The following is a 17,000-nucleotide window of genomic DNA, read 5'->3' as shown; positions in this document are numbered from 1 at the left end:
GCGTGAGCCGGGTCATCGAAAACCTTTCGGAGGTCGCGCATTTGTATGACGCGGCCTTCGTCGATCTCTGGGGCTGCGTCCACAACGGCGTCACCGCCTTCCCCGAAGCCGTTGCCGCGCTTCAGGAATTTCGCGCCGCCGGCAAAAAGGTGGTGCTGCTAACCAATGCGCCCCGGGCCCGGGCCGAGGTGCAGAAACAGCTCGTCCAGTGGGGCGTGCCGGATGATGCCTGGGACGTGATCGCCACCTCCGGGGACTCGGCACGGGCTGCGATGTTCCAGGGCGCCGTCGGCCAGAAGGTCTGGTTTGTCGGCACCCAGTTTGACCTTACCTTTTTCGAGCCCCTCCACCTGGTGAAGGAGCCGGTCACCATTGAGCGGGTTGACCTAGAACAGGCTGAAGGCATCGTCTGCACAGGGCCGTTCGATCCGTTCGCCGACCCCGAGGAGATGCGCGGGCAGTTGCTCTATGCCAAGCAGAAGGGCCTCAAGCTGCTTTGCGCCAACCCCGATATCGTCGTTGACCGCGGTGAGACGCGGGAGTGGTGTGCCGGGGCGCTGGCAAAGCTCTACACCGAGATGGGGGGTGAGAGCCTTTACTTCGGCAAACCGCATCCGCCGATCTATGACCTTGCCCGCGCGCGTCTGGCCGAGGTGGGCGGCGACCCGTCGGGGCCGATCCTGTGCATCGGGGACGGGGTGTTGACGGATGTGAAGGGGGCGATGGGCGAAGGGCTCGATTGCCTGTTCATAACCGGCGGATTGGGCGCAGTGGAAACCGGCACCGCGCCGGGCGGCCAGCCGGTGCAGCAAGAGCTCGACGCCTACCTCGCAAACCACCAGATGGCCACGACCTACGCAATCGGCTTCCTGCGGTAAGGCACCGGCTTTCCGCGAGAAAGCCGGCGGATTTCAGTTTACCTCGGTCTCGATATACCGACGGCCGAGTTCGGCATCACCCCGGCGGTGAATGACGGTTCCGCGGTAGGTGCCCCAGGCCCAGCCAGCGGCGGGGGTGCGCTTGCCGTAAGCGCGCAACACGAAGGGCTGGGACTTTTCGAGCACATCCACGTGGCGCCCGATCTCGCCTTCTGGTCCTTCAAAGACAATCTCGATCTCGTCTCCAGCCTGCGCCGCAAATGCATAGCCCCAGACCACCATCGCCGGGGCCTTCGGCGCGGTGACGGCTGCGCTGCGCAGGCCCGTGCGAATGTCAGAGATAGCCGGCACCCTGTCGGCAAAGCCGACAGCAATGAGCCCGCCGGGGACATAGGGCGGCGCGTCGAGCCAGAGGCCATCCCGGCCACCGGGCGTGACGCGCGGTGTTTGCGCCACTGCCTGCCCCCCGACCTCAGCAACGCAGGCGGGCGCGGCGCCCGGGTCGGGATTGAAGGGGTCAACCTTCTCGGGCCCGTGCCTGACGGTCAGATGAACATGCGGAAAAGAAGCCCGCCCGGACATGCCGACCTGACCCAGCGGCGTGCCCATGGCCACGCGCTGGCCGGGCTCCACGACGACAGATCCCTGCCTGAGGTGGCAGTACTGCGTCGCCCAGCCATCGCCGTGGTCGATCACCACGCCATTACCGCAATCCCGGCCTTCGAGATCGGGCGCGCCCGCATCCCGAACTGAGATGTCGGGCATTCCATCGCGCGTGCCAAGAACGGTGCCCGGGGCAGCCGCGATGACAGTGACCCCGGCGGCCGTGCTGCTCAGCGCGGGCACGGCAAAATCGGTGCCGCCGTGGCCATCGTTGGCCAGGGCGCCGCAGCCGTGATCCAGAACCTCTCCGTCGTCCGGGTCGCGGTCAAAATACTGCTGGATGTAACAATCGCGCCCCAGCGCACAGTCCACCGGCAGGCCGAGCAGGGGCGGATCGGCGAAGGCGGGCAACGGGGCGAGAGCCAGAAACAGGCCCCGGATGTGCAAAGGGAGCGCCCGAAGGCGCTCCCCGCAATGTCGTATGGCCTGCGTCATTCCGCAGTGAGCAGCGGCGGCTTCTTGCGCGACCCGATGCGGGCCTTCGCCGGCTCTTCCATCCGCAGGTCGATCTCGCCGTTCTTCACGCCGACCTTGACGATGCCGCCCTTGGTCAGCTTGCCGAACAGAAGTTCTTCCGCCAGCGGCTTCTTGATGTTTTCCTGGATCACCCGGCCCAGCGGACGGGCGCCCATCTTGTCATCATAGCCCTTCTCGGCGAGCCACTCGGCGGCCTTCGGCGTCAGCTCTATGGTCACATCGCGATCCATCAGCTGGGCCTCGAGTTGCAGCACGAACTTCTCGACGACGGAAAGGATGGTTTCCTTGCCGAGCGGCGCGAAGCTGATGACGGCATCCAGACGGTTGCGGAACTCCGGCGTGAAGGTGCGCTCAATGGCGGCCTCGTCTTCGCCCGTCCTCCGGTCACGCCCGAAGCCGATGGCCTCCTTGGCCTGTTCGGCGGCGCCCGCGTTGGAGGTCATGATCAGGATCACGTTGCGGAAGTCGGTCGTCCGTCCGTTGTGGTCGGTCAGCTTGCCGTGGTCCATCACCTGCAGGAGGATGTTGTAGACATCCGGGTGCGCCTTTTCGATCTCGTCAAGCAGGAGCACGCAATGCGGGTTCTGGTCGACGCCATCGGTGAGCATGCCGCCCTGGTCGAAGCCGACGTAGCCCGGAGGCGCACCGATGAGGCGGGAGACCGCGTGCTTCTCCATGTATTCCGACATGTCGAAGCGCAGCAGCTCCACACCGAGTTGGCTGGCGAGCTGCTTGGCAACTTCCGTTTTACCAACGCCCGTTGGGCCGGCAAAGAGGTAGTTACCAATGGGCTTCTCGGGCTCGCGCAGGCCCGCACGGGCCAGCTTGATTGCCGAGGACAGTGCAGTGATCGCCTTGTCCTGCCCGAAGACCACGCGCTTGAGCGAGGTTTCCAGATCCTTCAGAACCTCGGCATCGTCCTTGCTGACGTTCTTGGGCGGGATGCGGGCGATCTTGGCCACCACGGCCTCGATCTCCTTGGTGCCGATGGTCTTGCGGCGCTTGCTTTCGGCCACGAGGTGCTGGGCCGCACCGGCTTCGTCGATCACGTCGATCGCCTTGTCGGGCAGCTTGCGGTCGTTGATGTATCGGGCCGAGAGCTCGACAGCCGATTTGATCGCTTCGGCGGTGTATTTGATGGCGTGGTGGTCCTCGAAGTAGGGCTTGAGGCCCTTGAGGATTTTCACGCTGTCTTCCACCGAAGGCTCGGTGACGTCGATCTTCTGGAACCGGCGGCTCAGCGCGCGGTCCTTCTCGAAGTGCTGGCGGAACTCCTTGTAGGTGGTGGAGCCCATGCAACGCAGCTTGCCGCCCTGAAGCGCGGGCTTCAGCAGGTTGGAGGCATCCATCGCCCCACCGGATGTGGCACCGGCGCCGATAACGGTGTGGATCTCGTCGATGAAGAGCACCGCATCGGGGTGCTTCTCAAGGTCGGTCACCACGGCCTTCAGCCGCTCCTCGAAGTCACCGCGATAGCGGGTGCCGGCGAGCAGCGCGCCCATATCGAGCGAGTAGATGGTGGATTGCGACAGCACCTCGGGCGTTTCGCCCTGCACGATCTTGCGCGCCAGCCCCTCGGCGATGGCCGTCTTGCCGACGCCCGGATCACCCACCAGGAGCGGGTTGTTCTTGCGGCGGCGGCACAGCACCTGAATGCAGCGCTCCACCTCATGCTCACGCCCGATCAGCGGATCGACATCGCCGTCCTTCGCCTTGGCGTTCAGATCGACGCAATACTTGGAAAGCGCACTCTCCTTCTCTTCCGGCTCGGCGTTGACGGTTTCGGCGGAGGCGGCCTCATCTTCCATGTCGGTCGCGCCGGAAACCGAGCGGGTTTCGCCGAAGGCCGGGTCTTTCGCCACGCCGTGGGCGATGAAATTGACCGCGTCATAGCGGGTCATCTCCTGCTCCTGCAGGAAGAAGGCGGCGTTGCTCTCGCGCTCGGCAAAGATCGCCACGAGCACGTTTGCGCCGGTCACTTCAGTGCGGCCGGAGCTTTGCACGTGAATCGCGGCGCGCTGGATGACACGCTGGAAAGCGGCGGTGGGCACGGCTTCGGAGCCTTCGATCTCGGTGACGAGAGTCGACAGGTCTTCATCAATGAAGTCGTTGAGTGTGCTGCGGAGTTCGTCCAGATCGACCGAGCAGGCCTGCATCACCTTGGCGGCGTCAGGCTCATCGATCAGCGCCAGCAGGAGATGCTCCAGCGTGGCGAGCTCATGGCGGCGTGCATTCGCAAGCGCCAGAGCTGCGTGGATTGCTTGCTCGAGGGTGTTCGAAAACGATGGCACGCGATGTGCTCCTTTCCCTGGTGGCCGAGGAGGGTCGGGCCCGTCCTTGACCGTGGCCTCATATGATTAAAGTTCGGTGGAAAACCCGAACCTTCAAGTCTTTTCTGAGAAGTTTTTTGCCCCAGTCCCCGAAATGCACAAATTGTGATCTGCGCGCAGGGGGCCTTCGGGCGTGCCGTCGGCATTGGTGGCGGCACTATAGTGCGGTGATCTCAAAACGCATCCTTTCGACGGCGGATTTCGGCGAAAACCTCTGCATCGGAGGCGTCTTTCATGTTCAGTGTGGCCCGAATGCCCGGATCGGAGGGCCGCAGAAAGGGGTTGGTCGCCAGCTCTTCTGCCAGAGAAACCTGTGCCGTCGGTTCACCGGCCTCGCGCATGGCTGCCACTTTCTTAACCCTTTCCTGGAGGGCGGGGTTATCCGGGTCGACCGTCAGGGCGAATTTGGCGTTGCCCATGGTATATTCATGCCCGGAGTAGACCATTGTTTCCGGCGGCAGCGCGGCGAGCTTTTGAAGTGAGTCGTGCATCTGCTCCATCGTGCCCTCGAACACCCGCCCACAGCCGAGCGCCATGAGGCTGTCGGCGGTGAAAAGAGCGCCGCCATTGGGGAAGTGGAAGGCCATGTGGCCGAGGGTGTGCCCCGGCACGTCGAGCGGCACGGTGTAGCCCTCGCCCTCGCCGCCGTTCATGCCCTCGGTCAGCCCCATGTCGAGCGGGGGCAGCTTGGCCTCTTCCGCCTTGGGGCCCATCACCTTCAGCCCGTATCTCTCGCGCAGTTCCTCGACCCCGCCAACGTGGTCGTGGTGATGGTGAGTGATCATCAACACCCCGGGTTTCCAGCCTTTTTCCTCCAATGCGTCGATGATCGGCCCGGCCTCGGGCGCGTCGATCAGACAGACCCCGTCAGGGCCTTTCACCACATAGGCGTAATTGTCGGACAGGCAGGGGACGGTAAGGATATCGAGGGGCATGGCGTTTCCTTGGCGCGCTGATATGGTCTGCCCAGACTGACCCAACCATGGGACTCCGGCAACCAGATGCATCTGGACGTTCTCGACTTGAGAAGCTTCTACTATCGTACCCAGCTAGGGCGTGTGGCGCAGCGTGCAATCCGGGATCAGGTCACGGCGCTTTGGCCGGAGGCGAAGGCACAGAGCGTTGTGGGCTACGGCTTTGCCACGCCGCTCTTGCGGCCCTACCTCGCTGAGGCGCGCAGGGTGATGGCGCTGATGCCGGGGGCGCAGGGGGTGGCGCATTGGCCGACCGGAGGGCCGAACCATTCGGTTCTGGTCGAGGAAACGCTGTGGCCCGTCACGACCGGGCAGGTCGACAAGCTCATTTGCCTGCACGGGCTGGAGACGACCGACAATCCGGGCCGACTTCTTGAGGAAATTCATAGGGTTCTGGGCCCCGGCGGGCGGGCGATGTTCATCGTGCCGAACCGGGCCGGGCTGTGGGCGCGGCGGGATGTGACACCGTTCGGCTTTGGGCGGCCATACTCGCTGGGGCAACTCGAAGCACAGTTGAAGGCGAACGGCTTTGTCCCCGAACGCCACCTCGCCGCCCTGTTCAGCCCGCCGAGCCATCGGCGTTTCTGGGTCAAGTCCTCGAACTTCCTGGAAAAAACCGGGCGAAAGATCTCCAGCTACCTCGCCGGTGGCGTCTTTATCCTCGAGGCCAGCAAGCGGGTTTATGCACCGGGCGGCGAGGCGCGACCCGCCCGAAAGCGTGCCCCGCTGGAGGTGCTGGAGCCCGCTGGAGCAAAGCCCGCCTGACATCTCCCGCGATGCGCGCGTGCGTTTCGTTACCGCCCGCTCATGTGCAAATGTGCACATGCACATTCAATGCACAACCCATGCACAACCCATACCTACGGCGATACGCCGCGTCCGTGGGCAACACAGGTTAACGCGAGCGGCCACGCAACAAGCGCCACGCCAGTGTCAGCAGCCCCCCTTTCTTACCTGTCGGCCTGACCACTCCTGACAGGGGCTGTCAGACTGCATGTGCATAACGGTCTCACCATCTCCCAGAAAGAAAGGACCGAAGGATGGGACTTCACGTCATGGAAACCGTCACCTTCAAACTGAAGCCGGATGTGGACCGCAGCAACTTCGAGGCCGCCGCTCGGGCAGTTAACGCGTTTGTCCGCGACCGCGACGGCTTCGTTGCGCGCAGGCTATCATGTTCGAGCGACGGCCTGTGGACCGAACAGATAGAATGGCAGAGCATGGCGGCGGCAAAGGGTGCGGCGGCGGCGATTGGCACCGCCCCCGGAAACGCACCATTCCTCGAAGCGATCGACATGGCCAGCGTCACGGTTTGGCGCGGTGAGATTGCGCTTGCAGTGAACTGAGCGGCAGGACCGTTGTTCTGCCTCAAGTCAAACCGCAGGCGTGCTGCCGTCGGGGGCTTCCGGCGCGCCCGACGGCGGCCAAGCGCGGCGGCGAATCCGATAAGGCACCGCCACGCAACGGAAAATCACGCGCGGCGCGACAGTATACAATGGCATCCCGTGCCATAAGAGATTCCCCCGGCCAAGCCGCAGCCAAATGACACCAAACTGTCGCAGGGGAGCCAATGCACTGAAAACGCGTAATTTTTCACCACAAATAACACCTGTTAAAGCAGTTGCGAGCCCATAAACCGTCTGCTAGACACCCCTCGACTTCGGGGGGTGCCGGTGACGGCAACACCCGATCTATGCCCAGAGCCCAAGCGAACGGGCCATAATGACAACGAGGGGTGGACGTGTCCGAGACGGCTTCGATATCCGCAAGCATCGCCGCGCGCTACGCATCAGCGCTCTTCGACCTCGCAAAGAGCGACAAGAAACTTACTGCACTTGAATCCGACGCCGACACCATCGGCGCGGCCCTGGATGACAGCGACGCCTTTCGCGACCTGATCTCCAACCCTGTCTACTCGCGCTCCCAGCAGGAAGCAGGGGTGACGGCGGTGGCCAAGAAGATGAGCCTCGATGACCTGACGGTCTCGACGCTGGCTCTGATGGCGCAGAACCGCCGCCTCTTCGCCCTGCCCCAGCTGGTGAAGGCCCTCAAGGAAATGATCGCCGTAGAGAAAGGCGAGGTGACTGCCGAAGTCACCTCGGCCCAGCCGCTCTCCGACGACCAGCAGAAGAAACTCGCCGATACCCTCGCAAAGAAGGTCGGCAAGGACGTGAAACTCGAGATGCACGTCGATGACGCCCTGATTGGCGGCCTCGTCGTGAAGCTCGGCTCCCAGATGATCGACAGCTCGATCCGCTCGAAGCTGTCTTCCCTCCAGAACGCAATGAAAGAGGTCGGCTAATGGCTCTCCAAGCTGCGGAAATCTCCGCAATCCTCAAGGACCAGATCAAGAATTTTGGCCAGGAGGCCGAAGTTGCCGAAGTCGGCCGCGTGCTCTCCGTCGGTGACGGTATTGCCCGTGTGCATGGGCTCGACGCGATCCAGGCCGGTGAAATGGTTGAATTCCCCGGTGGCATCCGGGGCATGGCTCTGAACCTCGAAACCGACAACGTCGGTGTCGTGATCTTCGGCTCCGACCGCGACATCAAGGAAGGTGACACCGTCAAGCGCACCCAGGCCATCGTGGACGTGCCGGTGGGCGACGCCATGCTGGGCCGCGTTGTCGACGGCCTCGGCAACCCGGTGGACGGCAAGGGCGCCATCGAAACCTCCGAGCGCGCCATCGCCGACGTGAAGGCGCCGGGCATCATCCCCCGTAAATCGGTGCACGAGCCGATGGCCACCGGCCTCAAGTCGGTTGACGCCATGATCCCGATCGGTCGCGGCCAGCGCGAGCTGATCATCGGCGACCGTCAGACCGGCAAGACCGCCGTGGCGCTCGACACCATCCTGAACCAGAAGAGCTACAACGACGCCGCGGGCGACGACGAGAGCAAGAAGCTCTACTGCGTTTACGTCGCCGTCGGCCAGAAGCGCTCGACCGTGGCGCAGCTGGTGAAGAAGCTCGAAGAGACCGGCGCGATCGAATACACCACCGTCGTGGCCGCGACCGCCTCGGACCCGGCACCGATGCAGTACCTGGCCCCCTACACCGCGACCTCGATTGCCGAGTTCTTCCGCGACAACGGCCGCCACGCTTTGATCATCTACGATGACCTCTCCAAGCAGGCCGTATCTTACCGCCAGATGTCGCTGCTGCTGCGTCGCCCGCCCGGCCGCGAAGCCTACCCCGGTGACGTGTTCTACCTCCACTCCCGTCTGCTGGAGCGTTCGGCCAAGCTGAACGAGGACCACGGCGCTGGCTCGCTGACGGCCCTGCCGATCATCGAAACCCAGGGTGGCGACGTGTCGGCCTTTATTCCGACCAACGTGATCTCGATCACCGACGGCCAGATCTTCCTTGAGACCGAGCTGTTCTACCAGGGCATCCGCCCCGCCGTGAACACCGGCCTCTCGGTGTCTCGTGTGGGTTCGTCCGCTCAGACCAAGGCCATGTCTTCGGTTGCCGGCCCGGTGAAACTGTCGCTCGCCCAGTACCGCGAGATGGCCGCCTTCGCCCAGTTCGGCTCAGACCTCGACGCCGCCACCCAGCGCCTGCTGAACCGTGGTGCGCGCCTCACCGAGCTGATGAAGCAGCCGCAGTATTCGCCGCTGACCAACGCCGAGATCGTCTGTGTCATCTATGCAGGCACCAACGGCTACCTCGACAACGTCTCCGTCTCCGACGTGGGCCGTTTCGAGCAGGGGCTGCTGGCTCACCTGCGTGGCAAATGCCAGGATCTTCTCGACGACATCACCAACAACGACCGCAAGGTGAAGGGTGAGCTCGAGGACAAGGTGAAGGCCGCTCTGGACGATTTCGCCAAAGATTTCGCTTAAGGCTGGCCGGGGAGATAGCTCATGCCGAGCCTCAAGGATCTTAAGAACAGGATCGAGAGTGTCAAAAGCACTCGGAAGATCACCAAGGCCATGCAGATGGTGGCCGCCGCGAAGCTGCGGCGGGCACAGGAAGCTGCCGAGGCCGGACGGCCATATGCCGAGCGAATGAATGCCGTGATGGCCGGGCTCGCAGGGGCCTCTGCGGGCTCTGACAGCGCGCCGCGCCTTCTGGCCGGAACCGGCGACGACAAGGTGCATCTGCTGGTGGTCATGACCGCCGAGCGGGGCCTTTGCGGCGGTTTCAACAGCTCGATCGTCAAGCTTGCGCGCACCCATGCGCGTGATCTTCAGGCCAGCGGGAAAGAGGTCAAGATCCTCACCGTGGGCAAGAAGGGCCGCGAGCAGCTCAAGCGCGACTTCGGCGATATGTTCGTCGGTCACGTGGACCTGAGCAACGTGAAGTCGCTGGGATACACCGACGCGCAGGGGATTGCCCGCGACGTGCTCACCCGTTTCGATGCGGGCGAGTTCGACGTAGCGACGATCTTCTACTCGGTGTTCCAGAGCGTCATCAGCCAGGTGCCGACCGCGCAGCAGATCATCCCCGCCGACTTCGAGGAGACGGAGGAAGCTGCCGAGGAGGCCGCGACGATCTATGACTACGAGCCCGAGGAAGAGGCCATTCTGGCCGATCTGCTTCCGCGCGCCGTGGCCACGCAGATCTTCACCGCGCTGCTGGAGAACGGGGCCTCGGAACAGGGCGCCCGGATGAGCGCGATGGATAACGCCACGCGCAACGCGGGCGAGATGATCGACAAGCTGACCATCCAGTTCAACCGCAGCCGCCAGGCCGTGATCACCAACGAGCTGATCGAGATTATTTCGGGCGCCGAGGCGCTCTGACGAAGAGGAAACGACAATGGCTAACGCAAAAGGCAAAGTGACCCAGGTCATCGGCGCCGTGGTCGACGTGCAGTTCGACGACGCCCTGCCCGAGATCCTGAACGCACTGGAAACCGAGAACAACGGCAAGAAGCTGGTGCTCGAAGTGGCCCAGCACCTTGGCGAAAACACCGTGCGCGCCATCGCGATGGACGCCACCGAGGGCCTCGTGCGCGGTCAGGAAGTGACCGACACCGGCTCCGCCATCACCGTGCCCGTGGGCACCGCCACCCTGGGCCGCATCCTGAACGTGATCGGCGAGCCGGTGGACGAGAAGGGCCCCGTCGAAGCCGACGAATACCGCCCGATCCACGCCCCCGCGCCCGACTTCGCCGACCAGTCGACCGAAGCCGAAGTGCTGGTGACCGGCATTAAGGTGATCGACCTGCTGGCCCCCTACGCCAAGGGCGGCAAGATCGGCCTCTTCGGCGGTGCCGGCGTGGGCAAGACCGTGCTCATTCAGGAGCTCATCAACAACATCGCCAAGGTGCACTCGGGCCTCTCCGTTTTCGCCGGTGTGGGAGAGCGGACTCGTGAGGGCAACGACCTTTACCACGAGATGATCGAATCCGGCGTTCTGACCCCGGACAACCTGCCCGACTCCAAGATCGCGCTCTGCTTCGGCCAGATGAACGAGCCTCCCGGCGCCCGTGCCCGGATCGCCCTGACCGGCCTGACGCTGGCCGAGCAGTTCCGCGACGCGACCGGCACCGACGTGCTGTTCTTCGTGGACAACATCTTCCGCTTCACCCAGGCCGGTTCCGAGATGTCGGCCCTCCTGGGCCGTATCCCCTCCGCCGTGGGCTACCAGCCGACGCTGGCCACCGACATGGGCGCCATGCAGGAGCGGATCACCTCGACGAAGAACGGCTCGATCACCTCGATCCAGGCCGTCTACGTGCCCGCGGATGACCTTACCGACCCGGCCCCGGCAACCACCTTTGCCCACCTCGACGCGACGACCGTGCTTAACCGCGCGATCTCGGAGCTGGGCATCTACCCTGCCGTGGACCCGCTGGACTCCACCTCGCGCCTGATGGACCCGCTGATCGTGGGTGAAGAGCACTACAACGTCGCCCGTGACGTGCAGGGTATCCTCCAGCGCTACAAGTCGCTTCAGGACATCATCGCCATTCTCGGCATGGACGAACTCTCGGAAGAGGACAAGCTGACCGTGGCCCGCGCCCGGAAGATCCAGCGTTTCCTCAGCCAGCCGTTCGACGTGGCCAAGGTGTTCACCGGCTCCGACGGCGTTCAGGTGCCGCTGGAAGACACCATCTCCTCCTTCAAGGCGGTTGTGGCCGGCGAATACGACCACCTGCCCGAAGGTGCCTTCTACATGGTTGGCGGCATCGACGAGGTGAAGGCCAAGGCCGAGAAGATGGCTGCGGAAGCCGCCTAAGAGACTGGCGCCCCCTGCCCTGCTGAGGCGCGGGGGGCACCTTCAACCAACAGGAGCCAATGATGGCCGACACCATGCAATTCGACCTGGTTTCGCCCGAGCGCCGTCTGGCCTCGCTGGCGGCGAAGGCAGTGCAGATCCCGGGTGCCGAAGGCGACCTGACGGCGATGCCCGACCACAGCCCGATGATCACCACCCTGCGCCCCGGCGTGCTGACGGTGACCGGTGAGGATGGGGCCGAGAGCAAATACGCCGTGATCGGCGGCTTTGCCGAGATCAACACCGGCGCGACCACCGTTCTGGCCGAGCACGCCGTGCCCGCCGAAGAAATGACCGCCGAGGTGCTGGAGGAGTTTCTCTCCGATGCCGCCGCCGCGCGCGACAATGCCTCGCCGGAAGACCTGGACGCCCTGGCCAAGACAGCCGCAGACATTGCGGCACTTGGCAACGATCTGGGCCTCTCGGTGCGCGCGAACGCCTGAGCGGCATAGCCCTCCGGACAACATGATAGATTGGCCCCGTCGAAAATTTCGGCGGGGCCATTTACCTTTTGGTTCCCATTTTGGCCCAAATCCTGTTTTATCCAAGGTCCAGGGAAGACGGGTTTTGACAGACTGAATGAAACGCCTGCGCAATCACCTTGTCGGGGTCGATGAGGGCTCCGTCGTGCTGTTTTCGGATTTCGAAGACGGCGGCGAGATGTGGACGGGCACCGGCCCGCGCCAATCGCGCAGGGCCATCAGCTTTTCCGAAACCTTCCGCAGCCCCCCTACAGTTATGGTTACTCTGGCCATGTGGGACATGGACCAGAAGACAAACCAACGTGCCGATATTTCGGCCACGGGCATCACGGAAGCGGGGTTCGAGATTGTCTTCCGCACATGGGGTGACACCCGCGTGGCCCGTGTACGGGCGAGTTGGATGGCCATTGGCGAATTACGCCACGAGGACGATTGGGAGATCTACTGAGCGGCTCGCCGCGCGCCTGCCTGCCGATCCGCCCCTGCCTGCACGATCTTTCCGCAATTTCGCCGCGTCGGGGCAGTAGGCCAAAACCATGACGCCCAACGCCCCCTTCTCGACCTGCGTCGCCCTCGCCCCTCCCGCCGAGGTCAGGCGTGCGCTTGCGGGCATTTTCGGCGCATGGGAATCGGACCACCGGAATGCTGAACCGATCCGCTCCCGTATCGTTCGCCGCATCCGGCTGACATCCGGTGACACATCCGATCCGCTCAAGGCTCCAGGTTTGGTAACAGGCCTGCTTTGTGGATGGTTCGCGCCGCTCCGCTTCGGATCGCCCGATGGTGACGAGATGCTGACGTTGATCGAGGGCCCCTACGCCTGGTCGGTGCGCGCCCCGGAGGGCGGGCTGATGCCCGTCACGGCCCTGGCCCGACGGTTGGCTGCCCCAGTCATCCGCTTCGGGCATGATTCGGAGAGCCCGCACCAGCCGGCCTATCTCTATGGCACCCATGCCTCGGGCAGCGCCCGGCGGATCAGCCTTTTGCGCGAGGCGGGCCGATGGCAGTATCGGGCAACGGGCAGGCCGTTTGGCTGGGAGGACGATCTTGCGGCGGCCCCTCTGCAAAAGAGGCTGACCGTGGACTTGCTTCGGCGCTACATGAAACGGCTCTCACCGGCGCTTGAACCGGGCCAGCGGATCCCCCCGGGGCGTGGCGAGCGGCTTTCACTCGGGCTGCGCGGGCCGACGATGGAGCAGGTTTTGCAACGGGCCTGAAGCTGCCTGTCATCGAGATTTTGCTTGCCCGGCGGCGTCCGTGCGGCCAGAAGCCCGCATGCCCCGCCTGAATGGCCCGCTTTTCTTCATCCTCGCCACCCTGATGCTCGACGCCATCGGGATCGGGATCGTTTTTCCGATCATGCCCGACCTGATGGAGCGGGTCGGGGCGGGGAACGTGGGCGAGGGTTCGCTTTGGGCCGGGGTGCTGATGGCAGCCTATGCGGGGGCGCAGTTTGTGTTCGGGCCAATCGTAGGTTCGATCTCGGACGCGTGGGGCCGCAAGCCGGTGTTGCTGGTCGCGCTGGCCTGCCTTGTGCTCGACTACGTGCTGATGGCGCTGGCAAACACCTTCTGGATGCTGTTGCTGGGCCGCACGCTCGCGGGCATTGCCGGGGCCACCTATATCACCGCAACGGCCTATGTCTCTGATATCACGCCAAAAGAACAGCGCGCGGCCCGCTTTGGCCTGATTGGCGCAGCCTTTGGAGTGGGCTTCGTGCTGGGACCGGCATTGGGCGGGGTGGTGGCTGGCTGGCATGTGACGGCGCCGTTCTGGGTGGCCGCCGCTATGGCCGCCGCCAACCTGGCCCTGGGCATCTTCGTGCTGCCGGAGTCACTGAAGCCCGAGAACCGCCGCCCCTTCGGTGCGCGAGATATCAACCCCTTCGCCAGCTTCCACCGGGCCTTCGCCCTGCCCGGCCTCGCGGTGCCGCTCATCTGCCTCGGGCTCTTCGAGTTTGCCAACATGGTCTACCCGGTGCTCTGGGCGTTCTGGGGCAAGGCGGCGCTGGGATGGAGCACGCTGGCGGTGGGCCTCTCGCTCTCGGCCTATGGGGTGCTCATGGCGCTGTCGCAGGCGGTGGTGATGCCAGTGGCCGTGCGGTGGCTGGGCGAACGGCGGCTGGTGATCGTCGGGCTGGGCATTTCAGCCTTCGCCATGGCTGTCTTCGGCTTTGCCAGTGCAACCTGGGTGGTGGTGCTGGTGATGCCGCTCTCTGCGCTCTCCGACATCGTGCCGCCCACGCTCACTGCACTGGCCGCCAATATCGCGCGGGAGGATGAGCAGGGCATGGTGCAGGGTGTGATCGCGGCGCTGGCCTCGCTGGCCGCCGTGCTGGCACCGCTGATCCTGACGCCGCTGTTCCGCGCCTTCACGGCGGAGAACGCGGTGGTGCACTGGCCGGGCGCGCCTTTTGTGCTCAGCGCCCTGCTGGTCTTGGCGATCCTGCCGCTGGTGGCGGCGCGGCGTCAGACATCGGTGCCGTAGAAGCCCTCGTAGATCGGCACCAGCGTGTTGTGATCGAAGAGCGACGACACCGAGGTGCCCGACCAGATGTTGAGGATCGCCTGAGCGAACATCGGAGCGGTGGGCACGATGCGGATGTTGGGGCAGGCCTTTACCGGATCGGTCGGCTCGATGCTGTCGGTGATCACGAGGCTCTTCATCACCGATTTGGTGATGCGCTCCACGGCGGGGCCGGAGAGCACGCCGTGGGAGATGTAGCTGTGCACCTCGGTCGCGCCGTTTTCCATCAGGATCTCGGCAGCCTTGCAGAGGGTGCCGGCAGTGTCGCAGATGTCATCCACGATGATGCAGACCTTGTCCTTCACGTCGCCGATCACCGTCATCTCGGCCACTTCGCCGGGCTTCTCGCGGCGCTTGTCGACGATGGAGAGCGGCGCGCCGATGCGCTGGGCCAGCTCGCGGGCACGGGCCACGCCGCCGACATCGGGGGAGACGACCATGACGTCGGAGAGCTTGTCTTTCATGTGGTGTGCGATATCGAGGGCGAAGACCGGGGAGGCGTAGAGGTTATCCACGGGGATATCGAAGAAGCCCTGGATCTGGGCCGCGTGCAAATCCATCGTCAGCACCCGCTCGATGCCCGCCTCGTGGATCAGGTTGGCGACCAGCTTGGCCGAGATCGGCGTACGCGCCTTGGTGCGGCGATCCTGCCGGGCGTAGCCGAAATAGGGGATCACCGCGGTGGTGCGGGCGGCCGAGGAGCGCTTGAGCGCATCGGCCATGATGAGCAGCTCCATCAGGTTGTCGTTCGCCGGATTGGAGGTGGGCTGGATGATGAACATGTCCTCCCCGCGCACGTTCTCGTAGACCTCGACGAAGATTTCCTGGTCGTTGAACCGCTCCACCCGCGCATCCACCAGCCCCACCGTCATGCCGCGATGCATCGACATCCGGCGGCAGATCGACTTGGCGAGCGGCAGGTTGGCATTGCCGGACATCAGTTTGGGTTCGGTGGGATTGGGCATCGCGTGTCCCCTCGCGCATGGCAGAATCGAAACGTTGACACCCCATAGCACCGGCCTACCGTCAGGGCCAGAAAGCCGCGCGCAGGGAGGTGCAAATGCCGCATATCGATTACTTTTTCTCCACGATTTCCCCCTTCACCTATCTTGCCGGGATGCGGCTGGAGGAGATCGCGGCGGAAAGCGGTGCCACCATCGCCTACAAGCCGGTGGATATCATGGCGCTCTTCGCCCGCACCGGCGGCACCCCGCCGGGCGAGCGGCACCCCAACCGCAAGGCCTACCGGATGCAGGAGCTGAAGCGCGCGGCAGCCAAAACGGGCCTGCCGATGAACTTCCAGCCGGCCCATTTCCCCACCAACATGGCGCCCTCCTCCTACGCCCTCATCGCCGCTCAGGCCGAGGGTGGCGGCGATGTGGGTGCGCTGGCCCACGGTCTGCTGCGCGCCTGTTGGGCCGAGGAGAAGGACATTGCGCAGGATGAGGTGATCCGGTCCTGCCTGGAGGCTGCGGGTTTCGATCCGGGCCTCGCAGACCGGGGGCTGCTGGCAGGCGCGGAGACCTATGGCCGCAACCTCGACGAAGCGGTGGAGAAAGGGGCCTTCGGCTCGCCCTTCTACGTGGTGGACGATGGCGCGCTATTCTGGGGCCATGACCGTCTGGATGACCTTGAGGCGCATCTGAAGGGGTAGGCCGGGGCACGTCTCGACCTACGGGGCGCGGACGCGGCCACGTGCCACGGTTGACCCGCCGTCTGCGCCACTGCATTGCAGGAGCAGGCGGTATTCTGCGCCCGGACGCTCTGCGATGAAGCCCAAGATCCTCACCACCCTGCGCGGCTACAGCCGCGCGACACTGCTGGCCGATGTGCAGGCCGGGGTGACGGTTGCCATGGTGGCCCTGCCACTCAGCCTCGCCATCGCCATCGCCTCGGGGGCCGACCCGGCGAAGGGGCTAGTCACGGCCATCGTGGCGGGTTTCCTGATTTCGGCGCTGGGCGGCAGCCGCGTGCAGATCGGCGGGCCGACGGGGGCCTTCATCGTGGTGGTCTTCGGGGTGATCGCCGAGCACGGCTATGACGGGCTGGTGCTGGCCACCCTGATGGCGGGGCTGATCCTCGTGGCAGCCGCTTTGCTGAAGGCGGGGCGGCTGATTTCGCTTGTGCCCGAGCCGGTGATCAACGGCTTCACCATCGGAATCGCGGTGATCATCGCCACCAGCCAGCTGGCCGACGTGATGGGCCTGCGGGTGGAAGACATGCCTGCCGAGTTCTTCGCCAAGCTCGAAGCGCTCTGGGCCGCGCGCGCCCGCCTCAACGGCGCGGCCCTGGGCATCGGGCTGGCCACCGCCGTGCTGATCGTGGCGCTGCGGCGGGCTTTTCCGCGCTTCCCCGGCCTGCTCGTGGCGGTCGCCGTCACCTCCGCTACAGTCGCATTCGCCGGGCTGGAGGTGGACACCATCGCCAGCCGCTTCGGCGCCCTGCCC

Annotated in this window: 17 protein-coding genes; 13 read left to right on the top strand and 4 right to left on the bottom strand. The window is 64.7% G+C overall.

What is annotated here, in order from left to right:
• The first annotated feature begins 2 nt into the window (after nt 1-2).
• Nucleotides 3-878 (top strand): TIGR01459 family HAD-type hydrolase, encoded by an 876-nt coding sequence (locus DYI42_RS10985; RefSeq protein WP_213545987.1) that lies wholly within the window; start codon nt 3-5, stop codon nt 876-878.
• A 33-nt stretch (nt 879-911) separates the two neighbouring features.
• Here DYI42_RS10985 and DYI42_RS10980 read toward each other — a convergent pair whose 3' ends face one another.
• The 3 genes from DYI42_RS10980 to gloB form a co-directional block, all read right to left on the bottom strand.
• A complete protein-coding gene (locus DYI42_RS10980; RefSeq protein ID WP_213545986.1) occupies nt 912-1,892 on the bottom strand; it encodes a M23 family metallopeptidase in 981 nt (326 codons plus the stop codon).
• 80 nt (nt 1,893-1,972) lie between these two features.
• The gene (clpA, locus tag DYI42_RS10975) at nt 1,973-4,309 is read right to left on the bottom strand and encodes an ATP-dependent Clp protease ATP-binding subunit ClpA (protein ID WP_213545985.1); all 2,337 of its coding nucleotides are present in this window, start codon (nt 4,307-4,309) and stop codon (nt 1,973-1,975) included.
• Between the two features lie 212 nt (nt 4,310-4,521).
• Nucleotides 4,522-5,283: a hydroxyacylglutathione hydrolase gene (gene gloB, locus DYI42_RS10970; protein WP_213545984.1), complete on the bottom strand. Its 762-nt coding sequence runs from the start codon at nt 5,281-5,283 to the stop codon at nt 4,522-4,524.
• 66 nt (nt 5,284-5,349) lie between these two features.
• On the opposite strand from gloB, the gene DYI42_RS10965 reads away from it, so the two are divergent.
• The 10 genes from DYI42_RS10965 (at nt 5,350) to DYI42_RS10920 (ending at nt 14,514) form a co-directional block, all read left to right on the top strand.
• Nucleotides 5,350-6,087 carry a methyltransferase domain-containing protein gene (locus DYI42_RS10965; RefSeq protein WP_213545983.1) on the top strand — a complete coding sequence of 246 codons (738 nt, stop codon included), beginning with the start codon at nt 5,350-5,352 and terminating at the stop codon, nt 6,085-6,087.
• Between the two features lie 290 nt (nt 6,088-6,377).
• On the top strand, nt 6,378-6,668 hold the full coding sequence (locus DYI42_RS10960) for a hypothetical protein (RefSeq protein ID WP_244867843.1): 291 nt from the start codon (nt 6,378-6,380) through the stop codon (nt 6,666-6,668).
• Nucleotides 6,669-7,063: 395 nt separating this feature from the next.
• Nucleotides 7,064-7,624 (top strand): F0F1 ATP synthase subunit delta, encoded by a 561-nt coding sequence (locus tag DYI42_RS10955; RefSeq protein ID WP_213545981.1) that lies wholly within the window; start codon nt 7,064-7,066, stop codon nt 7,622-7,624.
• Nucleotides 7,624-9,162 (top strand): F0F1 ATP synthase subunit alpha, encoded by a 1,539-nt coding sequence (atpA, locus tag DYI42_RS10950; RefSeq protein WP_213545980.1) that lies wholly within the window; start codon nt 7,624-7,626, stop codon nt 9,160-9,162. Before DYI42_RS10955 ends, atpA begins: the two co-directional genes overlap by 1 nt.
• 21 nt (nt 9,163-9,183) lie before the next feature.
• The gene (locus DYI42_RS10945; RefSeq protein WP_213545979.1) at nt 9,184-10,065 is read left to right on the top strand and encodes a F0F1 ATP synthase subunit gamma; all 882 of its coding nucleotides are present in this window, start codon (nt 9,184-9,186) and stop codon (nt 10,063-10,065) included.
• A gap of 16 nt (nt 10,066-10,081) precedes the next feature.
• Nucleotides 10,082-11,506, top strand: coding sequence for a F0F1 ATP synthase subunit beta (atpD, locus tag DYI42_RS10940; RefSeq protein WP_213545978.1), 1,425 nt, complete (start codon nt 10,082-10,084; stop codon nt 11,504-11,506).
• Nucleotides 11,507-11,568: 62 nt separating this feature from the next.
• A complete protein-coding gene (locus tag DYI42_RS10935) occupies nt 11,569-11,988 on the top strand; it encodes a F0F1 ATP synthase subunit epsilon (RefSeq protein ID WP_213545977.1) in 420 nt (139 codons plus the stop codon).
• Nucleotides 11,989-12,124: 136 nt separating this feature from the next.
• The gene (locus DYI42_RS10930; protein ID WP_213545976.1) at nt 12,125-12,475 is read left to right on the top strand and encodes an H-type lectin domain-containing protein; all 351 of its coding nucleotides are present in this window, start codon (nt 12,125-12,127) and stop codon (nt 12,473-12,475) included.
• A gap of 88 nt (nt 12,476-12,563) precedes the next feature.
• A complete protein-coding gene (locus DYI42_RS10925; protein ID WP_213545975.1) occupies nt 12,564-13,244 on the top strand; it encodes a hypothetical protein in 681 nt (226 codons plus the stop codon).
• Between the two features lie 58 nt (nt 13,245-13,302).
• Entirely contained in the window at nt 13,303-14,514 is a 1,212-nt protein-coding gene (locus DYI42_RS10920; protein WP_213545974.1) for an MFS transporter, read from the top strand.
• Here the strand turns inward: DYI42_RS10920 and DYI42_RS10915 are convergent.
• Nucleotides 14,496-15,518, bottom strand: coding sequence for a ribose-phosphate pyrophosphokinase (locus DYI42_RS10915; protein WP_213545973.1), 1,023 nt, complete (start codon nt 15,516-15,518; stop codon nt 14,496-14,498). The genes DYI42_RS10920 and DYI42_RS10915 overlap by 19 nt on opposite strands.
• 95 nt (nt 15,519-15,613) lie before the next feature.
• Here DYI42_RS10915 and DYI42_RS10910 point away from each other — a divergent pair, with 95 nt between their 5' ends.
• Together DYI42_RS10910 and DYI42_RS10905 are read left to right on the top strand one after the other, a co-directional pair.
• Nucleotides 15,614-16,207, top strand: a complete 594-nt coding sequence (locus DYI42_RS10910) for a 2-hydroxychromene-2-carboxylate isomerase (protein ID WP_213545972.1) — start codon at nt 15,614-15,616, stop codon at nt 16,205-16,207.
• Nucleotides 16,208-16,322: 115 nt separating this feature from the next.
• The coding region (locus DYI42_RS10905; RefSeq protein ID WP_244867842.1) for a SulP family inorganic anion transporter at nt 16,323-17,000 on the top strand (678 nt) is incomplete at its 3' end.

Origin of the sequence: Vannielia litorea, from assembly GCF_018424695.1 — a bacterium.
GTDB classification, from domain to species: Bacteria; Pseudomonadota; Alphaproteobacteria; order Rhodobacterales; family Rhodobacteraceae; genus Vannielia; species Vannielia litorea_A.
This window is presented reverse-complemented; position numbering and strand designations above follow the sequence as displayed.